The 22,360-nt window shown below is 71.7% G+C and carries 21 protein-coding genes; 13 read left to right on the top strand and 8 right to left on the bottom strand.

The window, feature by feature from the left end:
- Genes ACFLIM_RS44285 through tkt form a run of 3 tightly spaced genes read right to left on the bottom strand, consistent with a single transcriptional unit; the run spans position 1 to position 4,820 of the window.
- Positions 1–1,614: a glucose-6-phosphate isomerase gene (locus ACFLIM_RS44285; protein ID WP_393175857.1), complete on the bottom strand. Its 1,614-nt coding sequence runs from the start codon at positions 1,612–1,614 to the stop codon at positions 1–3.
- Complete coding sequence (gene tal, locus ACFLIM_RS44280; RefSeq protein WP_393175766.1) at positions 1,614–2,705, bottom strand: transaldolase; 1,092 nt, start codon at positions 2,703–2,705, stop codon at positions 1,614–1,616. The genes ACFLIM_RS44285 and tal overlap by 1 nt, the downstream gene beginning before the upstream one ends.
- A gap of 6 nt (positions 2,706–2,711) precedes the next feature.
- Positions 2,712–4,820: a transketolase gene (gene tkt, locus ACFLIM_RS44275; RefSeq protein WP_393175764.1), complete on the bottom strand. Its 2,109-nt coding sequence runs from the start codon at positions 4,818–4,820 to the stop codon at positions 2,712–2,714.
- Positions 4,821–5,078: 258 nt separating this feature from the next.
- Here tkt and ACFLIM_RS44270 point away from each other — a divergent pair, with 258 nt between their 5' ends.
- The 4 genes from ACFLIM_RS44270 to ACFLIM_RS44255 are packed head-to-tail and all read left to right on the top strand — an operon-like array spanning position 5,079 to position 8,580.
- Positions 5,079–6,020, top strand: a complete 942-nt coding sequence (locus tag ACFLIM_RS44270; RefSeq protein ID WP_393175762.1) for a heme o synthase — start codon at positions 5,079–5,081, stop codon at positions 6,018–6,020.
- 46 nt (positions 6,021–6,066) lie between these two features.
- Positions 6,067–6,450 carry an ArsR/SmtB family transcription factor gene (locus tag ACFLIM_RS44265; RefSeq protein WP_393175760.1) on the top strand — a complete coding sequence of 128 codons (384 nt, stop codon included), beginning with the start codon at positions 6,067–6,069 and terminating at the stop codon, positions 6,448–6,450.
- Positions 6,447–7,400, top strand: a complete 954-nt coding sequence (locus tag ACFLIM_RS44260; protein ID WP_393175758.1) for a cation diffusion facilitator family transporter — start codon at positions 6,447–6,449, stop codon at positions 7,398–7,400. Before ACFLIM_RS44265 ends, ACFLIM_RS44260 begins: the two co-directional genes overlap by 4 nt.
- Positions 7,387–8,580: a PrsW family intramembrane metalloprotease gene (locus ACFLIM_RS44255; protein WP_393175756.1), complete on the top strand. Its 1,194-nt coding sequence runs from the start codon at positions 7,387–7,389 to the stop codon at positions 8,578–8,580. Before ACFLIM_RS44260 ends, ACFLIM_RS44255 begins: the two co-directional genes overlap by 14 nt.
- Here ACFLIM_RS44255 and ACFLIM_RS44250 read toward each other — a convergent pair.
- Positions 8,556–9,263, bottom strand: a complete 708-nt coding sequence (locus ACFLIM_RS44250; protein ID WP_393175754.1) for a SanA/YdcF family protein — start codon at positions 9,261–9,263, stop codon at positions 8,556–8,558. The two genes, ACFLIM_RS44255 and ACFLIM_RS44250, sit on opposite strands and share 25 nt — an antisense overlap.
- A 62-nt stretch (positions 9,264–9,325) precedes the next feature.
- On the bottom strand, positions 9,326–10,303 hold the full coding sequence (locus ACFLIM_RS44245) for a COX15/CtaA family protein (RefSeq protein WP_393175752.1): 978 nt from the start codon (positions 10,301–10,303) through the stop codon (positions 9,326–9,328).
- A 358-nt stretch (positions 10,304–10,661) separates the two neighbouring features.
- On the opposite strand from ACFLIM_RS44245, the gene ACFLIM_RS44240 reads away from it, so the two are divergent.
- The 8 genes from ACFLIM_RS44240 (at position 10,662) to ACFLIM_RS44205 (ending at position 17,935) form a co-directional block, all read left to right on the top strand.
- Positions 10,662–11,804 carry an NAD(P)/FAD-dependent oxidoreductase gene (locus ACFLIM_RS44240; RefSeq protein WP_393175750.1) on the top strand — a complete coding sequence of 381 codons (1,143 nt, stop codon included), beginning with the start codon at positions 10,662–10,664 and terminating at the stop codon, positions 11,802–11,804.
- Entirely contained in the window at positions 11,801–12,043 is a 243-nt protein-coding gene (locus ACFLIM_RS44235; protein WP_393175748.1) for a (2Fe-2S)-binding protein, read from the top strand. The genes ACFLIM_RS44240 and ACFLIM_RS44235 overlap by 4 nt, the downstream gene beginning before the upstream one ends.
- Positions 12,040–13,371 carry an FAD-dependent oxidoreductase gene (locus ACFLIM_RS44230; protein WP_393175746.1) on the top strand — a complete coding sequence of 444 codons (1,332 nt, stop codon included), beginning with the start codon at positions 12,040–12,042 and terminating at the stop codon, positions 13,369–13,371. The genes ACFLIM_RS44235 and ACFLIM_RS44230 overlap by 4 nt, the downstream gene beginning before the upstream one ends.
- 17 nt (positions 13,372–13,388) lie before the next feature.
- Positions 13,389–14,297 (top strand): dihydrodipicolinate synthase family protein, encoded by a 909-nt coding sequence (locus tag ACFLIM_RS44225; protein ID WP_393175744.1) that lies wholly within the window; start codon positions 13,389–13,391, stop codon positions 14,295–14,297.
- A complete protein-coding gene (locus tag ACFLIM_RS44220; protein ID WP_393175742.1) occupies positions 14,294–15,295 on the top strand; it encodes a proline racemase family protein in 1,002 nt (333 codons plus the stop codon). The genes ACFLIM_RS44225 and ACFLIM_RS44220 overlap by 4 nt, the downstream gene beginning before the upstream one ends.
- A 64-nt stretch (positions 15,296–15,359) precedes the next feature.
- On the top strand, positions 15,360–16,325 hold the full coding sequence (locus tag ACFLIM_RS44215) for a proline racemase family protein (protein ID WP_393175740.1): 966 nt from the start codon (positions 15,360–15,362) through the stop codon (positions 16,323–16,325).
- Positions 16,322–17,257 carry an ornithine cyclodeaminase family protein gene (locus tag ACFLIM_RS44210; protein ID WP_393175738.1) on the top strand — a complete coding sequence of 312 codons (936 nt, stop codon included), beginning with the start codon at positions 16,322–16,324 and terminating at the stop codon, positions 17,255–17,257. The genes ACFLIM_RS44215 and ACFLIM_RS44210 overlap by 4 nt, the downstream gene beginning before the upstream one ends.
- A 12-nt stretch (positions 17,258–17,269) precedes the next feature.
- On the top strand, positions 17,270–17,935 hold the full coding sequence (locus tag ACFLIM_RS44205; RefSeq protein ID WP_393175736.1) for a GntR family transcriptional regulator: 666 nt from the start codon (positions 17,270–17,272) through the stop codon (positions 17,933–17,935).
- 12 nt (positions 17,936–17,947) lie between these two features.
- Here ACFLIM_RS44205 and ACFLIM_RS44200 read toward each other — a convergent pair whose 3' ends face one another.
- Positions 17,948–19,159: an MFS transporter gene (locus ACFLIM_RS44200; protein WP_393175734.1), complete on the bottom strand. Its 1,212-nt coding sequence runs from the start codon at positions 19,157–19,159 to the stop codon at positions 17,948–17,950.
- Between the two features lie 121 nt (positions 19,160–19,280).
- Between ACFLIM_RS44200 and ACFLIM_RS44195 the strand changes: the two genes are divergently transcribed.
- A complete protein-coding gene (locus tag ACFLIM_RS44195) occupies positions 19,281–20,201 on the top strand; it encodes an EamA family transporter (protein WP_393175732.1) in 921 nt (306 codons plus the stop codon).
- Between the two features lie 293 nt (positions 20,202–20,494).
- Here ACFLIM_RS44195 and ACFLIM_RS44190 read toward each other — a convergent pair whose 3' ends face one another.
- Together ACFLIM_RS44190 and ACFLIM_RS44185 are read right to left on the bottom strand one after the other, a co-directional pair.
- The gene (locus ACFLIM_RS44190) at positions 20,495–21,274 is read right to left on the bottom strand and encodes an ABC transporter permease (protein WP_393175730.1); all 780 of its coding nucleotides are present in this window, start codon (positions 21,272–21,274) and stop codon (positions 20,495–20,497) included.
- Positions 21,271–22,179 carry an ABC transporter ATP-binding protein gene (locus ACFLIM_RS44185; RefSeq protein ID WP_393175728.1) on the bottom strand — a complete coding sequence of 303 codons (909 nt, stop codon included), beginning with the start codon at positions 22,177–22,179 and terminating at the stop codon, positions 21,271–21,273. Before ACFLIM_RS44185 ends, ACFLIM_RS44190 begins: the two co-directional genes overlap by 4 nt.
- Positions 22,180–22,360: the final 181 nt, after the last annotated feature.

Below are 22,360 nucleotides of genomic sequence, written 5' to 3'. Positions count from 1 at the left end.
TCAAACCTCCTGTGCGGCTGCGAGCAGAAGCGCGACTCCCGCCGCGCGGTCGGTCAAATGCAGGCGTACGGCGGGCCGCCCGCGGGTTTCGAGCGCCCCCAGGTCGCCGAGCGCCTGGGCGAGCTGGAGCCGGCCCAGCGTGTACGGCCGGCCGGGGACCGCCACGTCGTCGGCCACATCCCCGGTGATCTGCAGGAACACCCCGTTCTGCGGCCCGCCCTTGTGATATTGGCCGGTCGAGTGCAGGAACCGCGGCCCCCACCCGAACGTCACCGGCCTGTTGGTACGCAACGCGAGCAGCGCCCGCAATGTCGCCGGGTCGGCCATCATCCAGGCATCGGTCATCTGCTCGAAGTCGGCCCCGTCGGGCACCGCGGCGTCGAACGCCGCCATCCGGTCCAGGTAGGCCATGATCGACAGGTAACCGCCGGCCGGAATGGCGTGCAGCAGCTCGGCGAACACCCCGGGCAGATCCGTGGCCGTCGGCGAGCCGTACACCTCGACCGGGCCGTCGGCGAACGCCGGGGCGCCGGTCGGCAGGTCGGGCAGGGTCAGCAGGGCCGCGGTGTTCTCCTTCGACTCGGCCACGTTCGGCTGGTCGAACGGGTCGATCTCCAGCAGCAACCCGGCGACGGCCGTGGCGTATTCCCAGATCAGGAACTGCGCGCCGAGCGGCCCGTCCACGCGCACGTCCCCCAGGTCCGATTCGATGGCGACGACCAGCTCGTCGCCGGTCTCGTTGGGGTCGGCGCCCACGACCGGCAGGATCCCCCTGCCCTGCTTGCCGGTGGACTCCGCGACGAGCTGCTCGATCCAGTCGGGCAGCCCGTTGGCGGCCGAGAGCTGGTCTTCGAGCACCAGCTTGTCACGCCCGCCCAGGGCGGCGCCGCCGAGCGCCGCCCCCAGGTCGAGCCCGTAGTTGCCGGTGTCCAGCGCCAGCAGCGGCAGGACCTCCTCGGCGTCGTCGAGCAGCCGCTCCACGTCGGCCCCGGCCAGCGCGCTGGGCACCAGCCCGTACGCCGACAGCGCAGAGTAGCGGCCGCCCACGTTGGGCACGGCCAGCACGATCTCGAAGCCGCCTTCGACGGCCCGCTGCTCCAGCGGCGAGCCGGGGTCGGTGACGACCACGATGCGGCCGCCGGGCGCGATGCCCGCCTCCGCGAACAGCCGCTCGTAGATCCGCAGGTGGCAGTCGGTCTCCACGGTCGAGCCGCTCTTGCTGGCCACGACCACGATCGTGGTGTCGAGCGGGTCCGCCAGCGCGCGGCGCACCTGCCCGGGGTCGGTCGTGTCGAGCACGGTGAGCGGCACGTCGGCGGTCGCGCAGATGACCTCCGCGGCCAGCGACGAGCCGCCCATCCCGGCCAGCACCACGTTCGTCAGGCCCTCGGCGCGGGCCCGCTCGACGAGCTTGCCCAGCTCGGGCAGCAGCTCGCGAGAGGTGCGGGGCAGCGTCAGCCAGCCGAGCCTGACCGCCGCCTCCGCCTCGGCGTCCTCGCCCCACAGCGTGGGGTCGCCGCCGGCGAGCCGCGCGGGCACGCCGTCGGCGACGAGGCGCCCCGCGACGGAGGCGGCGGCCGAGGCCACCCCCTCGTCGCGGTAGGACACGTTCATCACGGAACCAGGTTCTTGGTGACGCTCTCGAGCAGCTCGTTCCAGGACGCCGCGAACTTCTCCACGCCCTCCTCCTCCAGCACCCGCACCACGTCGTCGTAGTCGACGCCGGCGTCCTTGAGCGCGGCCATGGTGTTCCAGGCCTGCTCGTAGAAGGGGCGCACGGTGTCGCCGGTGACGTCGGCGTGGTCGGCCGTCGCGTCGAGCGTCTTCTCCGGCATCGTGTTGACGGTGCCGGGGGCGACGAGCTGGTCGATGTAGAGGGTGTCGGAGTATTCGGGGTTCTTCACGCCGGTCGAGGCCCACAGCGGCCGCTGCGGGCGGGCGCCCGCCGCCCGCAGGCGCTGCCAGCGCTCGGAGTTCATCACGTCCTCGAACGCCGCGTACGCCAGCCGCGCGTTGGCCACGGCCGCCTTGCCCTTCAGCTCCGCCTTGCCCAGCTTGTCGAGCCGCGCGTCGATCTCGGTGTCCACGCGGCTGACGAAGAACGACGCCACCGACTCGATCGTGGCCAGGTTGAGCCCCTTGGCCTGGGCCGCCTCGAGCCCGGCCAGCCAGGCGTCCATGACGGCGCGGTAGCGCTCCAGGGAGAAGATCAGCGTGACGTTGACGCTGATGCCCTCCGAGAGGGCCTGCGTGATCGCGGGCAGCCCCTCCAGCGTTGCCGGGATCTTGATGAACAGGTTGGGCCTGTCCACCAGCCACCACAGCGCCCGCGCCTCGGCGACCGTCCTGTCGCTGTCGTGGGCCAGGCGCGGGTCCACCTCCAGCGAGACGCGGCCGTCCACGCCGCCGGTGGCGTCGTAGACCGGGCGCAGCACGTCGGCGGCCCAGCGGATGTCGTAGGTGGTGATGGCGCGCACGGCCTCGCCCACGTCCACGCCGCGCACGGCCAGGTCGTGCAGCTGGGCCTCGTAGGCGTCACCCTTGCTGAGCGCGTTGGCGAAGATCGTCGGGTTGGAGGTCACCCCGACGACGTTCTTCTCGCGGATCAGCTGCTCCAGGTTGCCGCTGCGCAGGCGCTCGCGGCTGATGTCGTCGAGCCAGATGGCCACGCCCTGGCCGGACAGTTTATTGAGGATCTCGCTCATATTCGTTCAGTTTCCCGTCGTCTCGCCCTTTTCCTGGCCGAGTTTGGCCAGGCTCGCCTTCGCCGCCGCCGCCACGCGCTCGGCCGTCAGCCCGAACTGCTCGTACAAAGTCTTGTACGGGGCCGACGCACCGAAGTGTTCGAGGCCGACCACTTCGCCGCATTCGCCGACGAACTCGTGCCAGCCGAGCGCGACCCCCGCCTCGACCGCGACCCGAGCCCGGATCGACGACGGCAGAACCGTCTGCCTGTATGCGATGTCCTGCCCCTTGAACCATTCGACACACGGCATCGACACCACCCGCGTCGGGATGCCCCGTGCCTCGAGAATTTCCCGGCCCTCGACCGCGATCTGCACCTCGCTGCCGGTGGCGATGAGGATGACCTTGGGCTGGCCGTCGGACGCATCGCGCAGCACGTAGCCGCCGCGGGCCACGCCGTCGGCGCTGGTGCCCTCGTAGACCGGCAGGTTCTGCCTGGTCAGCGTCAGGGCCGCGGGCCGGTCTTTGTGCTCGAGCACGGTCTTCCAGGCGTACGCGGTCTCGTTGGCGTCGGCCGGGCGGACCACGTCGAGGCCGGGGATCGCGCGCAGCGCCCACAGGTGCTCGATCGGCTGGTGGGTCGGGCCGTCCTCGCCCAGGCCGATGGAGTCGTGCGTCCAGACGTACGTGACCGGGAGCTTCATCAGCGCGGCCAGCCGCACCGACGGGCGCATGTAGTCGGAGAAGACCAGGAACGTGCCGCCGTACGGGCGGGTGCCGCCGTGCAGGGCGATGCCGTTGAGAATGGCGCCCATGGCGTGCTCGCGGATGCCGAAGTGCAGCGTGCGGCCGTAGCGGTTACCGGGGAAGTCCTTGGTCTGGTATTCCTCCGGGATGAAGGACGGCTCGCCCTTCATCGTGGTGTTGTTGGACTCGGCCAGGTCGGCCGAGCCGCCCCACAACTCGGGCAGCACTGGCGCCAGCGCGCTCAGCACCTCGCCGGAGGCCTTGCGGGTGGCGATCGACGCGCCGGTCTCGAACGACGGCAGCGCCTTGGCCCAGCCGTTGGGCAGCACGCGGTGGGAGATGCGGTCGAACTCGGCGGCCCGCTCGGCGTTGGCCAGGCGCCATTCGGCGTAGCCCTTCTCCCACTCGGCGTGCAGGGTGCGGCCGCGCTGCGCGATGCCGCGGGCGTGCTCCAGCACCGCGGCGGGCACGTCGAAGGTCTTGGCCGGGTCCATGCCCAGAATTTCCTTGGTGGCGGCGATCTCCGCCTCGCCCAGGGCCGCGCCGTGGATCTTGCCGGTGTTCTGCTTATTGGGGGCGGGCCAGCCGATGATCGTGCGCAGCCGGATGAACGACGGCCGGTCGGTCTCGGCCTTGGCCGCCTCCAGCGCGTCGTAGAGGGCCTGGATGTCCTCGGCGTAGTCGCCGTTGACGGTCCAGTCGACGCTCTGGGTGTGCCAGCCGTAGGCGTCGTAGCGCGCGACCACGTCCTCCGACTTGGCGATCAGCGTGTCGTCCTCGATGGAGATGTGGTTGTCGTCGTACAGGACGATGAGGTTGCCCAGCTGCTGGTGGCCGGCGAGCGAGCTGGCCTCGTGGCTGATGCCCTCTTCGATGTCGCCGTCGCTGACGACGCACCAGATGTGGTGGTCGAAGGGGGAGGAGCCGGGCTCGGCGTCCGGGTCGAACAGGCCGCGCTCGCGGCGGGCCGCCATCGCCATGCCGACCGCGTTGCCCAGGCCCTGGCCCAGCGGGCCGGTCGTGGTCTCCACGCCCGCCGTGTGGCCGTGCTCGGGGTGACCGGGCGTGAGGCTGTCCCACTGGCGCAGTCGCCGCAGGTCGTCGAGCGTCAGACCGTAGCCGGACAGGTAGAGCTGGATGTAGAGCGTCAGGCTGGTGTGGCCGCACGACAACACGAACCGGTCGCGGCCGAGCCAGCCCGGATCGGTCGGGTCGTGGCGCATCACGCGCTGGAACAGCAGGTATGCGGCGGGGGCCAGGCTCATGGCGGTGCCGGGATGACCCGAGCCCGCCTTCTCCACTGCGTCCATCGCCAGGGCTCGAACGACGTCGACCGACTTCTTGTCGAGGTCGGTCCATTCGAGTGCTGGCACGAGTTCGGTGCTCAAGTGCTCGATCTCCGGAATCTAGTTGTCATTGGTTGTGCCGGTTGGCTATCCCGCCCAACACGGGACCCTAACCGAGTGGAGGTGGCGATCGATTCCCATTCCACTCGCGCGTGTCCATGTGTGGCGCAAGCCCCCCATTGGCCGGACCGGCCGACCCTGCGACTACAGTTTGTTTGTTCGCAGGGGCGTCACGGCGCCCACCCATGGATCCGCTCTTATCAGAGGTTACGCGTTGACCCCGCACAGGCTGGAAGCGCCTTGACGGTGCTGACCAACAGGCAGGCCACGGCACCCGCCCCTCCGCAGGCGCCGCGCACCGTCGGCATGATCATCAAGGCCTACATCGCGCTCACCAAGCCGCGGATCATCGAGTTGCTGCTGATCACGACTCTACCGGTGATGTTCCTCGCGGCGGGCGGCCTGCCGCCGCTGTGGACGTCCATCTCGGTCATGGTGTTCGGCACCCTGTCGGCGGGCAGCGCCAACGCGCTCAACTGCTACGTGGACCGCGACATCGACAAGAAGATGCGCCGCACCCGCCGCCGGCCGCTGGCCAGGCACCAGGTGTCGCCGCGCGGTGCGCTCGTCTTCGGGATCGTGCTCGGCGTCCTGTCCACCCTTGGCCTGTGGGTGACCACCAACTGGCTGGCCGCGCTGCTGTCCACCGCGGCGATCCTGTTCTACGTGCTGGTCTACTCGATGATCCTCAAGCGCCGCACGGCCCAGAACATCGTGTGGGGCGGCATCGCGGGCTGCATGCCGGTGATGATCGGCTGGGCGGGCATCACCGAGCGGCTCGACTGGGCGCCGCTGGTGTTGTTCGGGGTGGTGTTCTTCTGGACGCCGCCGCACACCTGGACGCTGGCCATGCGCTACAAGGACGACTACGCGGCGGCCAAGGTGCCGATGTTGCCGGTGGTGGCCACCGAGCGGCGGGTGATCCTGGAGTCCATCGCCTACACCTGGGCGACCGTGTTGTGCTCGCTGGCGTTGTGGCCGGTGGCGGGCACCACGTTGTTCTACCCGGCCGTGGCCGCCGTGCTCGGCGTCATGTGCCTGTGGGAGGTGCACCGCCTGCTGGCCCGGCTCAACGCCGGCAAGACCGGTGTCGACCTGCGGCCCATGCGCTTCTTCCACTGGTCCAACGCCTACCTGGCGCTGCTGTTCCTCGCCGTGGCGATCGACCCGCTGCTGTCCTGATCCTCGCTTCCTTGGCCGCTGCGGCAGGTTCGCTTATAGTCAACATATGAACAGCTCTTCAGATGTTGTGGCGGGACTGGACGGTTGCGTGGTGCAGGAGCCCGACGCGGCCAGGGTCGCGGCCACCCGCGACCGGCTCGTGACGCCCGACGAGGCCACCCGGCTGGCCGAGCTGTTCCGCCTGCTCGGCGACCCGACCAGGGCCCGGCTGCTGTACGCGCTGCTGGAGGCCGGGGAGCTGTGCGTGTGCGACCTGTCCGACGCGGTCGAGGTGACCGACACGGCCGTCTCCCACGCGCTGCGCCTGCTGCGTACGGCGGGCATCGTGGCCAGCCGCAGGGCGGGCCGGATGATCTACTACCGGCTGGCCGACGCCCACGTCCGCATATTGCTCGACCTGAGCCGGGAGCATCTCAAGGAGACCGGATGAGCGGCGGTCACGGGCATGGCCACGGGCTGAACGCGAACGCGGACAAGCGCTACCTGATCGGAGCATTGGCGCTCATCGTCGGCTACATGGCGGTCGAGGTGATCGCCGGGTTGATCGGCAACTCGATCGCGCTGCTCTCCGACGCCGCCCACATGCTGACCGACGCGAGCGCCATCGCGCTGGCCCTGATCGCCATGCGCATCGCCGCCAGGCCCGCGAGCGGGGCCTACACGTTCGGCTGGAAGCGGGCCGAGATCCTCTCCGCGCAGATCAACGGCGTGACGTTGCTGCTGCTGGTGGCGTACTTCGTCTATGAGGGCGTGCGCAGGCTCATCGAGCCGCCCGAGGTGTCGGGACCCGTCGTGTTGGTCACGGCCGTGGCCGGGATCGGGGTCAACGCGCTGGCCGCCTGGCTGCTGTCCAGGGCCGACCGGCGCAGCCTCAACGTCGAGGGCGCCTTCCAGCACGTGCTCAACGACCTGTACGCCTTCATCGCCACCGCCGTGGCCGGCCTCGTGGTCTGGCTGACCGGCTTCCGCCAGGCCGACACCATCGCCGCCCTCGTCGTGGCCGCGCTCATGCTCAAGGCCGGCTGGGGCCTGCTGCGCGACTCCGGCCGGGTGCTGCTCCAGGCGGCGCCCAGCGGCCTCGACCCCGACGAGATCGGCCGCGTGCTGGCCGCCGAACCCGACGTGGAGGAGGTGCACGACCTGCATGTCTGGACGGTGACGAGTGGCTATCCCACGCTGTCGGCGCACGTGATCGTGGCGGGGGGCTCCGACTGCCACCGGGTGCGCACGCGCCTCGCCGACCTGCTGCACCACCGCTTCGAGATCGGCCACACCACGCTCCAGGTCGACCACGGCATCCCCGGCCTCGATCGGCACTGCGACGACCCGCACGGACCCCGGCACTCTGATCCGTTAAAGTCACCCTATGGCGACCCGTGATCCACGCTGGGTGTTGAAGGACCGCCCATCGTTCGTGTTGATCACCGGGCTGGTCCTCACCGGCCTGTGCGCTCTGGTCTCGTTCTCGTTCGACGTGCTCAACGGCGCTCCGGTGCAGTTCTTCATCGCGCTCATGCTGGCGCTGGCGCCGGTTCCGCTGCTGCTGGCCGCCGTGCTGGCGCTGGACAGGATGGAGCCGGAGCCGCGCAGCAACCTGATCTTCGCCTTCGCCTGGGGCGCGGGCATCGCCGTGTTGATCGCCGGCGTGATCAACTCGCTCAACCTGCACTACATCATCGATGCCGCCAGGCTGTCGGAGGCCAGCGCTCGCAACATCGCGGCCACATTCGGGGCGCCCGTGGTGGAGGAGACGATGAAGGGCCTGGTGCTGCTGGGGCTGCTCAAGTTCCGCAGGGCCGAGCTGGACGGGTCGACCGACGGCATCATCTACGCCAGCATGGTCGGCCTCGGCTTCGCCATGAGCGAGAACGTCAGCTACTACATCGCCGCGCTCAACTCCGAGTCCGGGGTCAAGGGGCTGGCGGTCACGGTGGTGCTGCGCGGCATCCTGTCGCCGCTCGCGCACCCGCTGTTCAGCTCCATGATCGGCGTCGCCGTCGCCTACGCGGCCCAGCGCGGCGGGTCCGAGCGGGTGATCTACATCCTGGCCGGCTGGTCGGGCGCGATGATCCTGCACGGCCTGTGGAACGGCCTGGCCTCCTACGGCGGCTTCCCCGGGCTCGTGGTGGCCTACCTGGCGCTGCTGGTCGTGCTGATCGTGCTCATCGGCGTGGTGTTCAGGGACCGGCGGCGCATCGTCGCCCTCATCCAGCGCTACCTGCCTCCGTACGAGCCGACCAAGCTGGTCGGCCAGGCCGACATCTTCATGTTGTCGGCGTTCGCCAGGCGGCGCCAGGCCAGGCAGTGGGCCAGGGCCTACGGCGGCAAGCGGGGGCTGCGCGCGATGCGCGACTACCAGCTCGCGGCCACCGAGCTGGGCCTGCTGCACGAGCGGGCGGCCCGCCACATGGTCGATGAGCAGACCTTCCACGAGGAGCAGCGGGCCCTGCTGGAGTGCATGAGCACCGCCCGCGCGGACTTCCCCGCGCCGCCGATGCGCGCCAGGTCGGCCGCCGGCGGCACCCCGCCGTCCGGTTACGCCCCCGGCGCCCCGGGCTGAGCCAGGATGTTCGTGAGCGAGACCTCGCGCGGCCCCGGATAGACCGGGTCGGAGTGCAGGACCATCGCGTCGGCGAACGCCTTGGCGGTGGCGAACAACTCCCGGGCGGCGTAGACGTAGGTGGTCGAGGCGAACTGCCTGGTCGAGTCGTCACCCACCCCGAACGCCGCCAGCCCGGCCGTCCGGCACAACGTCACCGCCCTGGGCAGGTGGAACTCCTGCGTCACCACGGTCACCCGCTCGGCCCCGAACACCTTGCGCGCCCGCACGCACGAGTCCCACGTGTCGAACCCGGCGTAGTCCAGCACCATCACCGCGTCGGGCACCCCCTTGCCGCGCAGGTAGTCGCGCATGGCCGTCGGCTCGTCGTAGTCCTTGCGGCTGTTGTCGCCCGACAGCAGCAGCGCCCGCACCTTGCCCGCCCGGTAGAGCTCGGCGGCGATGTCGAGCCTGCGGGCGAGCATGGCCGTGGGCTGCGTGCCGTACAGGCCCGCGCCCAGCACCAGCGCGGCCTGCGTCGCAGGCACGCGCCCCAGCCAGCCGCCGCCCCCGGCCACCACGCGATGCTCCGAGCTGCCGAGCCAGGCCCACGTCATGGGCGCGAGCGCGAGCACGCTGAGCGCCACCAGCACCTGGTACGCCCGGCGCAACGTCTTCCGAGTGGGGCGGACTTTTCCCAGCAAATCGCACCCTGCCTCAGGTGGGGGAGTGGCGGACCTAACCCCACATACCCTGGCATATCTGCTCAGAAGGCGGCGGCTGCTTCGGCGGGGGAGTGGGCGGCCTTCGGGGCCCGGGTGCGCAGCGAGGTGACCACCCTGAGCGCGGCGATCCAGACCAGCGTGGAGCCGAGGACGTGCAGCAGGACCAGCATCGCGGGCACGGCCAGGAAGTATTGCGTGTAGCCGATCACGCCCTGGCCCAGCTCCACCGCGAACAACACCAGAGTCGCCCGCCTGGCCGGGCGTGGCGAGTTGTTCACGTGCAGGGCGAACAGCAGCGCGAACGTCAGCCCGACCACGATGTAGACGACGTCGGCGTGCAGCCGCGCCACGGCCTCGATGTCCAGGTCGAAGCGGGAGGCCATCTCGTCGCCCGAGTGCGGGCCGGTGCCGCTCACCACCACCCCGGCCACCAGCAGCACGAACACCGCCGCGAGCAGCACGTAGCCGAGCCTGCGGATGTCGGGGTGCGTCACCCGCCGGGCCGGGCCGTCGCCCTCTCCCGCGCGGGCGTAGAGCGTCCAGCAGGCGGCGATCAGCCCCGCGGAGATCAGGAAGTGCATGCCGACCGTGAACGGGTTGAGCATCGTGCCGACCACCAGCCCGCCCCACAGGGCCTGGGCCATGATCCCCACCGGCTGCAGCCACGCCAGCCAGATCAGCGAGCGCCTGCGCGGCGCCAGCCGCAGCGCCGACAGTACGCACGCCACCCCGACCGCCAGCACCAGGAACGTGAGCAGCCTGTTGCCGAACTCGATGAGCATGTTGAAGATCGACGCCTCGGGGTGCGCGACCGGGATGAAGCTGTCCGGCGTGCACTTCGGCCAGGTCGGGCAGCCGAGCCCGGAGCCGGAGACGCGCACGCCCGCGCCGGTCACCGCGATGCCCGCGTTCACTACCACGGAGGCCATGGCCCAGCCCCGCATCGACTCCGCCGTGGGCGCCCAGAAGGACAGCAGGCGGCGCACGAGAGGGTTGGGATGGTCCGTGGGTAGCTTCACGTCATCGATGGTAAGGGCCTGCCCAGCCGGTCCCGCCATCGGGAACGGGGCACCTGCGGGGACACACCTGCGGGGACACACCTGCGGGGACACCCCGCATACCCCGAACAAAGGAAGACGCCCCCTGACAAAGGAAGACGCCATCTGCGGGGACACCCCGCATACCCCGAACAAAGGAAGACGCCCCCTGACAAAGGAAGACGCCATCTGCGGGGACACCCCGCATACCCCGAACAAAGGAAGACGCCCCCTGACAAAGGAAGACGGCACCTGCGGGGACACCCCGCATACCCCGAACAAAGGAAGATGCCTTCCCTAAGCAAGAAGGTATGTGACATATTACTGGTAGGAGGTGTTGATGTCCGACGTGATCGTCGTCGGCGCCGGAGTCGTGGGGGCGGCCTGCGCCTACTACGCCGCGCGCGCGGGGCTTGACGTGACCGTGGTCGACCGGGGGCCCGTGGCGGGCGGCACGACCGGCTCCGGCGAGGGCAACATACTGGTGTCCGACAAGGAGCCGGGACCCGAGCTGGACCTGGCGGTGTTGTCGAACCGGCTGTGGCGCGAGCTGGCGGATCTCGGGGGCTTCGAGTTCGAGGCCAAGGGCGGGCTGGTCGTCGCCGAGACCGACGAGGTCCAGCGGCGGCTCGCCGAACTGGCCGCCAAGCAGGACGTGGAGCACACCCCGGTGCCGGGCGAGTCGCTGCGCGACTACGAGCCGCACCTGGCAGGCGGGCTCGCCGGTGGCGTCTACTACCCGCAGGACGCCCAGGTCCAGCCCATGCTGGCGGCCGCGCGCCTGCTCCGGCACGGTGCCGAGAGCTTCGGCCACGGCACGCTCCACCTGCGCCTCGGGGCCACGGTGACCGGGTTCACGCGGTCCGGGGACCGGGTGACGGGCGTACGCACTTCGCACGGCGACATCCTCGGCGGCGCGGTGATCAACGCGGCGGGCACCTGGGGCGGCGAGGTGGCCGCGCTGGCGGGCGTGGACCTGCCGATCCTGCCCAGGCGCGGGTTCATCCTGGTCACAGAACCGCTGCGGGAGTCGCTGATCAGGCACAAGGTCTACACCGCCGCCTACGTGACGAACGTGGCCAGCGACTCCGCCGACCTGGAGACGTCGGCCGTGGTGGAGGGCACGCCCGCCGGGACCGTGCTCATCGGGGCCAGCAGGGAGCGGGTCGGGTTCGACCGGACGACGTCGGTGCCGGTGCTCGCCCGGCTGGCCGCGCAGGCGGTCGCGCTCTTCCCCGCCCTGCGCGAGGTGCGGGCCATCAGGTCCTACTGCGGGTTCCGGCCGTACTGCCCGGACCACCTGCCCGTCATCGGCGCCGACCCGCGAGTGCCCGGGCTGTACCACGCATGCGGGCACGAGGGCGCCGGCATCGGGCTGGCGCCGGTGACCGGGCATCTGCTCGCCCAGGTCCTCACCGGCGGGCAGCCCGACCTGGACCTGCGGCCCTTCCGGCCGGATCGTTTCTCGGAGGAGTCCTCTTGACGTTCCACATCACGATCGACGGGCGTGCGGTTCCCGTGGTGCCCGGCCAGACGATCGGCGCGGCGCTGCACGCGGCCGGCGTGCGCTCGTGGCGCACGACCCGGTTCGGCGGGCGGCCGCGCGGGCTGTTCTGCGGGATCGGGGTCTGCTTCGACTGCCTGATCTCCGTCAACGGGCGCGCTCCAGAACGGGCCTGCCTGCTCGAGGCCGAGCCCGGTGACGAGGTGACCACGTCATGACGTACGACCTGGTCGTGATCGGCGGCGGCGCCGCGGGGGTGACGGGCGCGCTCACGGCGGCCCTGGCCGGGCTGCGGGTGGCGCTCGTCGACTCCGGCGTACGGCTCGGCGGCCAGTACTTCCGCCACCCGGCCGTCCCCGGCGCGGCGCCCGGGCTGGACCGGTTCTTGCGGCAGGCGCGGGCCCTCGGCGAACGGGCGGACCTGCTGCTGGGGCACCAGGTGTGGAGCGTCACCCGCGAGCCGGACGGCGACCTGGTCGTGCACTGCGTGACCCGAGAGCCGGCTGAGCGTCCGGTGGCTGTTCGAGGGCGGCGGCTGCTGATCGCCACCGGCGCCTACGACCGGCCGCTGCCGTTCCCCGGATGGGACCTGCCCGGGGTGCTCACGGCGGGTGGCGCGCAGGCGCTGCTCAAGGGCAACGGCGTCGTGGCGGGCCGGCGGATCGTCGTCTCGGGCACCGGGCCCTTCCTGCTGCCGGTGGCCACCGGGCTGGCCGGGGCGGGGGCGCGGGTACTCGGGGTGTTCGAGGCCAACGGCGGGCTCGGGCTGGCCAGGCATCCACTGCTGGCCCTGGGCAAGGCCGGGGAGGCGGCGGGGTACGCGGCCGCCCTGGCCAGGCACCGGGTGCCCTACCGGACGCGGCAGGCGGTGGTCGCGGCGCACGGCGAGCACGAGGTGGAGGCCGTCACCGTGGCCCGCCTCGACCAGGAGTGGAACGTTCTCGCCACCCGCGTCGTCGAGTGCGACACCGTGGCCGTCGGCTACGGGTTCGTGCCGCAGATCGAACTCGGTACGCAGCTCGGCTGCGGGGTCCGGCACGACGTGGACGGGAGCCCCGTGCTGGTGGTCGACGCCGCCCAGCGCACGACCGTGCCCGGAGTCTGGGCCGCGGGCGAGCCGACGGGCGTGGGCGGCTGGCGCCTGTCCGAACTGGAGGGCCGCATCGCGGGCCGCGCCATCGCGGAGGCCGGGGAAGTTCCCGGTGTGCTCGTGCGGCGGCGGGAGCGGTGGCGGGCGTTCGGCGCGGCGTTGCAGCGGGCGTACCCGGTCCAACCCGGCTGGCAGACGTGGCTGCGCGACGACACCCTGGTGTGCCGGTGCGAGGAGGTGCCGCTGGCGCGCGTACGCGAGGCGCAGGACCTCGGCGCCACCGACGCGCGCGCCATCAAGCTGCTGGCCCGGCCGGGCATGGGCTGGTGCCAGGGTCGCATCTGCGGCTACGCCGTCTCCTGCCTGGCCGGAGAGCGGCAGCAGCCGCCTCGCCGCCCCATCGCCCAGCCCATCGCCCTGGGCGCACTCGCCGACACCGATCCGCTCGATCACTGACATGCTCGATCACTGACATGGAGGACTACCTGATGGAGAACCGCAGCAAGCCCTGGCACGGCGTCATGGTGGCCACCGCGCTGCCCCTGCGCGAGGACCTGTCGGTCGACTACGACCGCTACGCCGAGCACTGCCGCTGGCTGGTCGCGAACGGCTGCGACGGCGTGGTGCCGAACGGGTCGCTCGGCGAATACCAGACGCTCACCCCGCAGGAGCGGGCCAAGGTGATCGAGACCGCGGTCGAGGCCGTCGGCGGGGGCAACGTGATGGCCGGGGCCGGTGCGTACGGCGCCGCCGAGTCGCGCCGGTGGGCCGAGCAGGCGGGCGAGGCGGGCTGCGGCTCGGTGCTGCTGCTGCCCCCGAATGCCTACCGGGCCGACGAGCGGGCCGTCGTCGAGCACTACCGCGAGGTCGCCGCGGCGGGCGTGCCGATCGTGGCCTACAACAACCCGTTCGACACCAAGGTGGACCTCACTCCCGCGCTGCTGGCCAGGCTGTACGAGGAGGGCCTGATCGTGGCGATCAAGGAGTTCACCGGCGATCCGCGCCGGGCGTACGAGATCGGCGAGCTGGCACCGGAGCTGGACGTGCTGATCGGCTCGGACGACGTGCTGCTCGAACTCGCCGTGGCCGGGGCGGTCGGCTGGATCGCCGGTTACCCCAACGCGCTGCCCGCCTCCAGCGTCGCGCTCTACCGCGCCGCGATCGCCGGCGACCTGGACACCGCGCTGCCCCTTTACCGGCGGCTGCATCCGCTGTTGCGCTGGGACTCCAAGGTCGAGTTCGTGCAGGCCATCAAGCTGTCCATGGACCTCGCGGGCCGCTACGGAGGCCCGTGCCGGCAGCCCAGGCAGTCGCTGACCGGCGAGCAGGCGGCTATCGTTCGGGCGGCGACCGAGAAGGCATTGGCAGAAGGGCTGCGATGAGGACCAACCGCGTTTTCCATGCCGTCGACTCCCACACCGAGGGCATGCCCACCCGCGTGATCACGGGTGGGATAGGTGTGATCCCCGGCGCGAGCATGGCCGAGCGGCGCGTCTACTTCCGCGACCACCTCGACCACATCCGCACCCTGCTGATGACCGAACCGCGCGGCCACGCGGCCATGAGCGGCGCCATCCTGCAGCCGCCCACCAGGCCGGACGCGGACTTCGGGGTGCTGTTCATCGAGGTGTCGGGGCTGCTGCCGATGTGCGGGCACGGCACCATCGGCGTGGCCACCGTGCTGGTCGAGACCGGCATGGTGGAGGTCGTCGAGCCGGTCACCACCGTGCGCCTGGAGGTGCCCGCCGGGCTCGTCGAGGTGGACGTGGCCGTCGAGGACGGGCAGGCGATGTCGGTGACGCTGCGCAACGTGCCCTCCTACTGCGACCGGCTCGACGCCGCGGTGACCGTGCCGGGCTTCGGGGAGATCCCGTACGACCTCGCGTACGGCGGCAACTTCTACGCCATCGTGGACCTCGACTCCTACGGCCTGCCCTTCGACCGCAAGGCCAAGAACGAGATCATCGCCGCCGGCCTGGCCACCATGGAGGCGATCAACGCCGCCGACGAGCCCGTGCACCGCGAGGACGACCTCATCCGGGGTTGCCACCACGTCTACTTCGCCGCCCCCGGCTCCGACGCCCACCACTCGCGGCACGCCATGGCCATCTATCCGGGCTGGTTCGACCGCTCGCCGTGTGGCACCGGCACCAGCGCCCGCATGGCGCAGCTGCACGCCCGGGGCGAGTTGCCGCTCGGGCGGGACTTCGTCAACGAGTCGTTCATCGGAACCCGGTTCATCGGCCGGCTCCTGGAGGAGACCACCGTGGGCGGCGCGCCCGCGGTCCTCCCGTCGATCACCGGCCGGGCCTGGGTCACCGGCACCGCCCAATACTTCCTCGACCCGCGCGACCCGTTCCCGGCGGGGTTCGAGCTGTGAGCGAGCGTAGCGAGTGAACCGATCAACGCAGCATCTTGATCATGGTTTCGGCGAAGCCGGGACCATGATCACGACCGTCGACTACCACACGGGCGGGGAGCCGTTCCGGATCGTGACCGGCGGCGTGCCCGAGATCCCCGGCGCCGACGTGCCCGAGCGCCGCGTCAACGCCATCGCCCGCCTCGACGACGTGCGGCGGCTGCTCTGCCACGAGCCGCGCGGGCACGCCGACATGTACGGCTGCTTCCTGGTCCCGCCGAACGACCCCGGCGCGCACCTCGGGGCGCTGTTCTGGCACAAGGACGGCTTCTCCACCGCCTGCGGCCACGGCACCATCGCACTGGGTGCCTACGCGGCGCACGAAGGACTGGTCGAGGCCGACCCCGACGGCGAGACGGACGTGGTCGTCGACGTCCCCTCCGGGCGGGTCACCGCGCGGGTGCGCAGCTCCGGCGGGCGGGTGCAGGCGGTGACGTTCGTGAACGTCCCGTCCTACGTGATCGCGCGGGACGTGGCCGCCGCCGGGGTAAAGGTCGATATTTCGTACGGTGGTGCGATCTATGCGTCGATGTCGGCCGGGGCCTTGGGGCTGTCGGTGGAGCCCGCGCAGCTCGGCGCGCTCATCGAGCACGCCCGCCGGATCAAGGCGGACCTGGCCGATCATCCCGCCTCCAGGCACCCTGCCGACGACCGGCTGTCCGGCGTCTACGGGGTGATCTTCTACGACGAGCTGCCGGACGTGGACGGTGTGGCGCACCAGCGCAACGTCACGGTGTTCGCCGACGGGGAGGTGGACCGCTCGCCCTGCGGGTCCGGCACGGCGGCCAGGCTGGCCCTGCTGTACGACTCCGGCCTGCGACGGCCGCTGATCCACCGCAGCATCGTCGGCAGCACCTTCCGCGCCCGGGTGGCGGAGGTGGCGGCGGAGGGTGTCGTGCCGGAGATCGAAGGCATGGCCTACCGCACCGGGAGGCATGCCTTCGAGCTCGATCCCGAGGATCCGATGGGGACGGGGTTCACGCTGCGATGACCGGGTTGCCGTATCTCGACGCGGGCACTCTGGAGCGGCTGGTGCCGGTCGGGCGGGCCGTACAGATCCTGGAGGACGCCCTGCGGGGCGGGCTCGATCCGGAGGCGACGCCGCAGCGGCCGGTCGTGGACGTGCCCGCCGGTCAGCTCCTGCTGATGCCCGCCGCCACGACTCGGTACGCAGGGGTGAAGGCGGTCAGCATCGCGCCCGGCAACCCCGAGCGCGGGTTGCCCCGGATCCAGGGGACGTACCTGCTGTTCGACGGGGACACGCTGACGCCGCTGGCCGCCCTGGACGGGATCGCGCTCACCTCTCTGCGCACGCCCGCAGTCTCGGCGCTGGCCGTCCGGCACCTGGCCGACGAAGGGGCGCGGCGGCTGGTGGTGTTCGGCAGCGGGCCGCAGGCGTGGGGGCACGTGCTGGCGTTCATGGCGGTGCGGCCCATCGACGAGGTGACGGTCGTGGGACGCGACCTGGGCCGGGCTGAGGCGCTCGCCGACCGCTGCCGCGCGCTCGGGCTGACCGCGCGAGCCCTGATCAACGGCCCAGAAGTGGATGCGGTGGCCAGAGCGGATCTCGTCGCGTGCTGCACGACGGCCAGAGAACCGCTGTTCCCCGGTAAGCTCGCCCGCGACGGCGTCACCGTCGTCGCGGTCGGGTCGCACGAGCCCGGCGCCCGCGAGCTCGACGGCGACCTGGTCGCCCGCGCCACCGTGGTCGTCGAGGCCAGGGCGGCCGCCATGGAAGAGGCCGGGGATGTGATCATCCCGATCCGCCACGGTACGATCACCACTGGTCATCTCGCCGGTAACCTCGCCGAGCTGATCGCCGGAGGGGTGGTGACCGGTCCCGGGCCGCGCGTGTTCAAGAGCACGGGCATGGCGTGGGAGGACCTCGTGGTCGCGGCCGCCGCTTACGAGGCGTGGACCTAGGAAGGGATGGCGATGGCCGAGGACCGGCTCGACCTGCCGATGGTGGGGGAGCGGCAGAGCCTGCGCGAGCAGGTCGCGCAGGCGCTGCGCGCGGCGCTGATCACCGGTGAGATGCGCCCGGGGGTGGTCTACTCCGCGCCGGTGCTGGCGGCGCAGTTCGGCGTCTCGGCCACGCCCGTCCGCGAGGCCATGCTCGACCTGGCCAAGGAGGGCCTGGTCGAGGCGGTGCGCAACAAGGGCTTCAGGGTGACCGAGCTGTCCGACCGCGACCTCGACGAGCTCACCGAGATCCGCCACCTCATCGAGGTGCCCACGGTCGCCAGGCTGGCCGACACCTCGCGGGCGGAGGAGTTCGAACGTCTGCGGCCCATCGCCGAGGAGATCGTCGCCGCCAGCGAGCGCGGCGACCTGCTCGCGTACGTGGACGCCGACCTGCGCTTCCACGTCGAGCTGCTGGCCCTGTGCGGCAACGCCCACCTGGTCTCGGTGGTGCGCGACCTGCGTAACCGGGCCAGGCTCTACGGCCTGTCCCAGCTGTCCGAGCGCGGCACGCTGGGCGGCTCGGCCAGGGAGCACCTCGCCCTGCTCGACGCGCTCAAGAGCGGCGACGGCGCGGCCGTGGGGCGGATTATGGCAGAGCACATCGGCCACGTACGCGGCATCTGGGCCGAGCACTGAGGTCTGGGCCGGTCACTCGGGCTGGGGCTGGGGGTTCTCCGTTCTGAGCGCGCCGTAGCGGCGCCTGGTGAGGGCGGCCACCGCGGTCAGCGGGATCGCGGCGGCCGCGGCCAGGCCGAACAGCAGGTCGTACCGGCCCTGCTCGGCCAGCGGGCCGGCCGCCCACGAGGAGACCGCGCTGCCCACGAACAGGGCGGAGGCGAAGAACGCGATGGTGGTGCCCCTGGCCTCGGGCACCACCGAGGTGGCCCACGTCTGCAGCGAGGAGTGCAGGAACGACCAGCCGGCGCCGAGCAGCAGCGCGGTCACGGTCACCGTCGCCATGTTCACGTGCACGGTCACGATCGCGAACCCGGCGCACAGCAGCGTCCCGCCCACGGCCATCAGCACCGGCGTGGGCCAGCGCCCGGTCAGCCGCTTGACCAGCTTCGAGAACATCCACAGCCCCAGCCCGTACGCGGTGATGCCCAGGCCCGCCACGGCGGTGGCCATCCCGGCGTGTTGCAGGGCGGTGGCCAGGAACGGCATCGCGCCCAGCATGATCGCCCCTTCGGCGAACGCCAGCCCGAACACCAGCAGAGCCCACCGGTGCCCGAGCACCATCCCCAGGTACCGGACCGCTCCGGCGCCCGCGTGCCGGTCCGGCTGGGCGCGGGCCGGCTCGGGGAGCGAGCGCAACGTCAGCGCGCACACCAGGGCGCAGGCGGCGGGCACGGTGAACGCCACGCGCCAGTTCACCAGGTCGGCGAGCACGCCCCCGAGTCCCGTGGCCAGGGCCGTGCCGAGCGCGGCGGCGCCCATGAGGTCTGTCAGGGCCCGCTGGCGTACCGAGGCGTGGATGGTGTCGCCGACGTACGTGAGGCTCGTGGGGATCACGGCGCCGAAGCAGGCGCCCGTCACGATCCTGGCCACCACCAGCGCCCCCAGCGCCGGCATCAGCGCCGAGACCACTCCCGCCAGCGCGGCGCCGAACAGCGCGGCGCGCATCAGCCGTACCCGGCCGAACCGGTCGGACAGCACCCCCCACAGCGGCTGCGTCAGCCCGTAGGCCAGGTAGTAGCCGCTGGCGGCGGTGACGGAGGCCGACAGCGGGACGCCCAGATCCACCGCGATCAGCACGAGCATGGGGCTCACGGCGAAGCGGTCGAAGCTGCTGACGAACGACGACACGGACAGAGCCAACGGCGGCCCGGCGATGCTCACGGGGAGGGTGGGGGATTTCATACGTCCACGTTGGTTTTGTCGGAATAAATGATCCAGGCAGAAGTACTACCACCTTAGATGGGGACATGTCGCCCGCTATGAGTAGGCTCTGACGGCTGCCCTCGTACCCGTGAGGAGTTCCGTGACCGCCTTCGCCCTCGACGACCCCTTCGACCGCGGCTCCGGCCTGCCCAGGCCGGGAAACCTGCTGCGGACGACCGCCGACTCGATCCCGCCTTCCGGGCTCGTGCTGCTGGCGATCTTCTCGGTGCAGCTCGGGGCGGGGTTCGCCAAGGAGTTGTTCGCGACACTGCCGCCGAGCGCGGTGGTGTTCCTGCGCATCGCGGCCGGGGCGCTGATCATGGGCTCTCTCGTCAGGCCCAGGCTGAAGGGGCTGGCCTGGCGTGACTGGGCGGTGGGGCTCGGCTTCGGCGTGACGCTCGCCCTCATGAACCTGGCCTTCTACGAGGCCCTGTCACGGCTGCCGATGGGCATCGCGGTGGCGATCGAGTTCCTGGGGCCGCTGGGCGTGGCGGTGGCGGCCTCGCGGCGCAGGATCGACCTGTTGTGGGTCGGGCTGGCCGCGGCGGGCGTGGCGCTGCTCGCGCCGTGGGGACAGTCGGCGTCGGTGAGCTGGGCCGGCATCGGGTTCGCGATGGTGGCGGCGGTCGGCTGGGCCGCGTACATCCTGCTGTCGGCGGCGGCCGGGCGGCGTTTCCCCGGCACGAGCGGGTTGTCGTTCGCGATGATCGTGTCGGCCGTGGTGATCGCGCCCGTCGGGGTCGCGACGGGCGGGGGCGAGTTGCTGCAGCCGGAGTTGCTGCTGATCGGGCTGGGGGTGGGGCTGCTGTCGTCGGTGATCCCGTACTCGCTGGAGCTCCAGGCGCTGCGCCGCATGCCCAAGCACGTGTTCGGGATCCTGATGAGCGTGGAGCCCGCTGTGGCGGCGCTGATCGGGGTGTTGCTGCTGGGCGAGCTGCTGCGTGCGCAGCAGTGGGCGGCGATCATCTGCATCGTGGCCGCCAGCCTGGGCTCGACCCGGATGGCGAAACGCCGGAAATAGCCGCCGCGCGCCCGTGGGTTGGGGTCTCGGGCGCGCGGCGGGGGGCTCGGCTCTTCGGTGGGCGGGGTAAGCCGAGCCCGGTGTAGGTCAGCGGAGTGCGGGTGTCCGCTTGACCAGGCTTGATGCTCCCTCGCCGGTGAACAAGTCGCCGGCTGGCCGGTCCTCGTGCGGACCGCGGCCACGGGGCTGACAGCCGGCTGGCGTTCGCTCAGCCGGCCCGCATTGAGATTACCGCCAACGCGGAGTGCCCGATGCCCGAATATCGGAACTATCCAGCGAGAGCGGTGCAGGGGTCACTCCCAGCGGAACGTGCGCGAGACCAGGCCCAGCGACAACACCGCCCAGGCGGCGAGCACCGCCGGCGGGCCGAGCGGCAACGCGGCGCCCTCGGCCAGCACCGAGCGCAGGCCGCCGGTCAGCGCCGAGATGGGCAGCGCCTCCAGGACCGGCCGCACCCCCTCGGGGAACTTCGACAGCGGGAACACCACCCCGCCCGCCCCCAGCAGCACCAGGTAGACGAGGTTGGCGCCGGCCAGCGTCGCCTCCGCCCGCAGGGTGCCCGCCATGAGCAGTCCCAGCCCGCTGAACGCCGCCGTGCCCAGCACCACGAGCAGCGCCGCACTCAGGAACGACCCGTGCGGCCGCCACCCCAGCGCGAGCCCCACGCCCACGATGACGATCGCCTGGATGACCTCCACGGCCACCACCGCCGCCGTCTTGGCCAGCATGAGCCCGGCCCTGGACAACGGGGTCGCGCCCAGCCGCTTCAGCACGCCGTAGCGCCGCTCGAAGCCGGTTGCGATGGCCTGGCCGGTGAAGGCCGTGGACATGACGGCCAGCGCCAGCACGCCGGGCACCAGGAAGTCGACCCGCCTGCCGCCGACGTCGATCAGCGGCGCCACCGAGAAGCCGACCAGCAGCAGCACCGGGATGATCAGGGTGAGCAGGAGCTGCTCGCCGTTGCGCAACATCGCGCGCACCTCCGCGCCCGCCTGCGCCAGCACCATCCGCGGGAACGGCGCCGCACCGGGCGCCGGGGTGAAGTCCAGCACGGTGCTTCCTGAGCTCGTCATCGCAGCTCCCTGCCCGTCAGCTCGAGGAAGACGTCTTCGAGGGTGCGCCGCTCGATGCGCAGGTCGTCGGCCGTGACGCCCTCGGCCGCGCACCAGGCCGTCACTGTGGCGAGCAGCTCGGGGCCGACCTGGCCCTCGATGATGTAGTGCCCGGCGGGCGACTCCTTGGCCGCGCTCCCCGTGGGCAGCGCGTTGAGCAGCTCCTCCAGCGTCAGCCCTGGCCGGGCCCGGAACCTGAGCTGCCGCTCCGCCCCCGTCAGCGAGGCCGGGCTGCCCTCGGCCACCACCCGCCCCTTGTCGATGATCACGACGTGGTCCGCCAGCCGCTCGGCCTCGTCCATGTGGTGCGTGGTCAGCACCACCGACACGCCCGCCGCGCGCAGCTCGCCCACCAGGTCCCAGCAGGCGTGCCTGGCCTGCGGGTCGAGCCCGGCCGTCGGCTCGTCGAGGAAGACCAGCTCCGGCCGCCCGACGACGGCCGCGGCCAGCGACAGCCGCTGCTGCTGCCCACCCGACAACCGCCGGTACGGAGTGCGCGTGTGATCGGCGAGCCCGAGGCGTACCAGCAGCGCTTGGACGTCGAGCGGACGGGCGTAGAAGCGGGAGACCAGCCGCAGCCACTCGCCGCAGCGCATCGCCGGCGGCACGCCGCCCGCCTGCAACATCACCCCCACCCGCGGCCGCAGCTCGGGCACCGCGGGCGCCAGCCCCAGCACCCTGACCGTGCCCCCGTCGGCCCTGCGGAACCCCTCGCAGATCTCGACCGTGGACGTCTTGCCCGCGCCGTTGGGGCCGAGGACCGCGGTGACCGCGCGGCGCTCGGCGCGGAGCGTGAGGCCGTCGACGGCGGTCCTGCCGCCGTAGCGTTTGACCAGGTCGACGATCTCGACGGCTGGGGATTCCATGGCCACGAGTTTAGGGACTGCACGGGCCGGTCCGGGCCGCAGGTGAGGATGGCCGGATATGGACAGGTCCTGACCGGCGATGCTCTTCGATCCGCAGGGTGCGGCGGTGTCCATCATCCAGCTCCGCCAAACCGACCCGCGGGGGGCAAGCCCCCCGCGGGTCGGTTTGGCGGAGCTGGAT

Source organism: Nonomuraea marmarensis (assembly GCF_043197025.1).
Classification (GTDB): Bacteria; Actinomycetota; Actinomycetes; order Streptosporangiales; family Streptosporangiaceae; genus Nonomuraea; species Nonomuraea marmarensis.
The sequence above is the reverse complement of the archived record's forward strand: the minus strand, read 5'-3'. Positions and strand labels throughout refer to the sequence as shown.

Excerpts from the sequence above, each read along its gene's own strand:
- ACFLIM_RS44285 (WP_393175857.1), bottom strand. The coding sequence starts at position 1,614 with ATGAACGTGTCCTACCGCGACGAGGGGGTGGCCTCGGCCGCCGCCTCC.
- tal (WP_393175766.1), bottom strand. The coding sequence starts at position 2,705 with ATGAGCGAGATCCTCAATAAACTGTCCGGCCAGGGCGTGGCCATCTGG.
- ACFLIM_RS44265 (WP_393175760.1), top strand. The coding sequence starts at position 6,067 with ATGAACAGCTCTTCAGATGTTGTGGCGGGACTGGACGGTTGCGTGGTG.
- ACFLIM_RS44260 (WP_393175758.1), top strand. The coding sequence starts at position 6,447 with ATGAGCGGCGGTCACGGGCATGGCCACGGGCTGAACGCGAACGCGGAC.
- ACFLIM_RS44255 (WP_393175756.1), top strand. The coding sequence starts at position 7,387 with ATGGCGACCCGTGATCCACGCTGGGTGTTGAAGGACCGCCCATCGTTC.
- ACFLIM_RS44240 (WP_393175750.1), top strand. The coding sequence starts at position 10,662 with ATGTCCGACGTGATCGTCGTCGGCGCCGGAGTCGTGGGGGCGGCCTGC.
- ACFLIM_RS44230 (WP_393175746.1), top strand. The coding sequence starts at position 12,040 with ATGACGTACGACCTGGTCGTGATCGGCGGCGGCGCCGCGGGGGTGACG.
- ACFLIM_RS44225 (WP_393175744.1), top strand. The coding sequence starts at position 13,389 with ATGGAGGACTACCTGATGGAGAACCGCAGCAAGCCCTGGCACGGCGTC.
- ACFLIM_RS44220 (WP_393175742.1), top strand. The coding sequence starts at position 14,294 with ATGAGGACCAACCGCGTTTTCCATGCCGTCGACTCCCACACCGAGGGC.
- ACFLIM_RS44215 (WP_393175740.1), top strand. The coding sequence starts at position 15,360 with ATGATCACGACCGTCGACTACCACACGGGCGGGGAGCCGTTCCGGATC.
- ACFLIM_RS44210 (WP_393175738.1), top strand. The coding sequence starts at position 16,322 with ATGACCGGGTTGCCGTATCTCGACGCGGGCACTCTGGAGCGGCTGGTG.
- ACFLIM_RS44205 (WP_393175736.1), top strand. The coding sequence starts at position 17,270 with ATGGCCGAGGACCGGCTCGACCTGCCGATGGTGGGGGAGCGGCAGAGC.
- ACFLIM_RS44200 (WP_393175734.1), bottom strand. The coding sequence starts at position 19,159 with ATGAAATCCCCCACCCTCCCCGTGAGCATCGCCGGGCCGCCGTTGGCT.
- ACFLIM_RS44190 (WP_393175730.1), bottom strand. The coding sequence starts at position 21,274 with ATGACGAGCTCAGGAAGCACCGTGCTGGACTTCACCCCGGCGCCCGGT.
- ACFLIM_RS44185 (WP_393175728.1), bottom strand. The coding sequence starts at position 22,179 with ATGGAATCCCCAGCCGTCGAGATCGTCGACCTGGTCAAACGCTACGGC.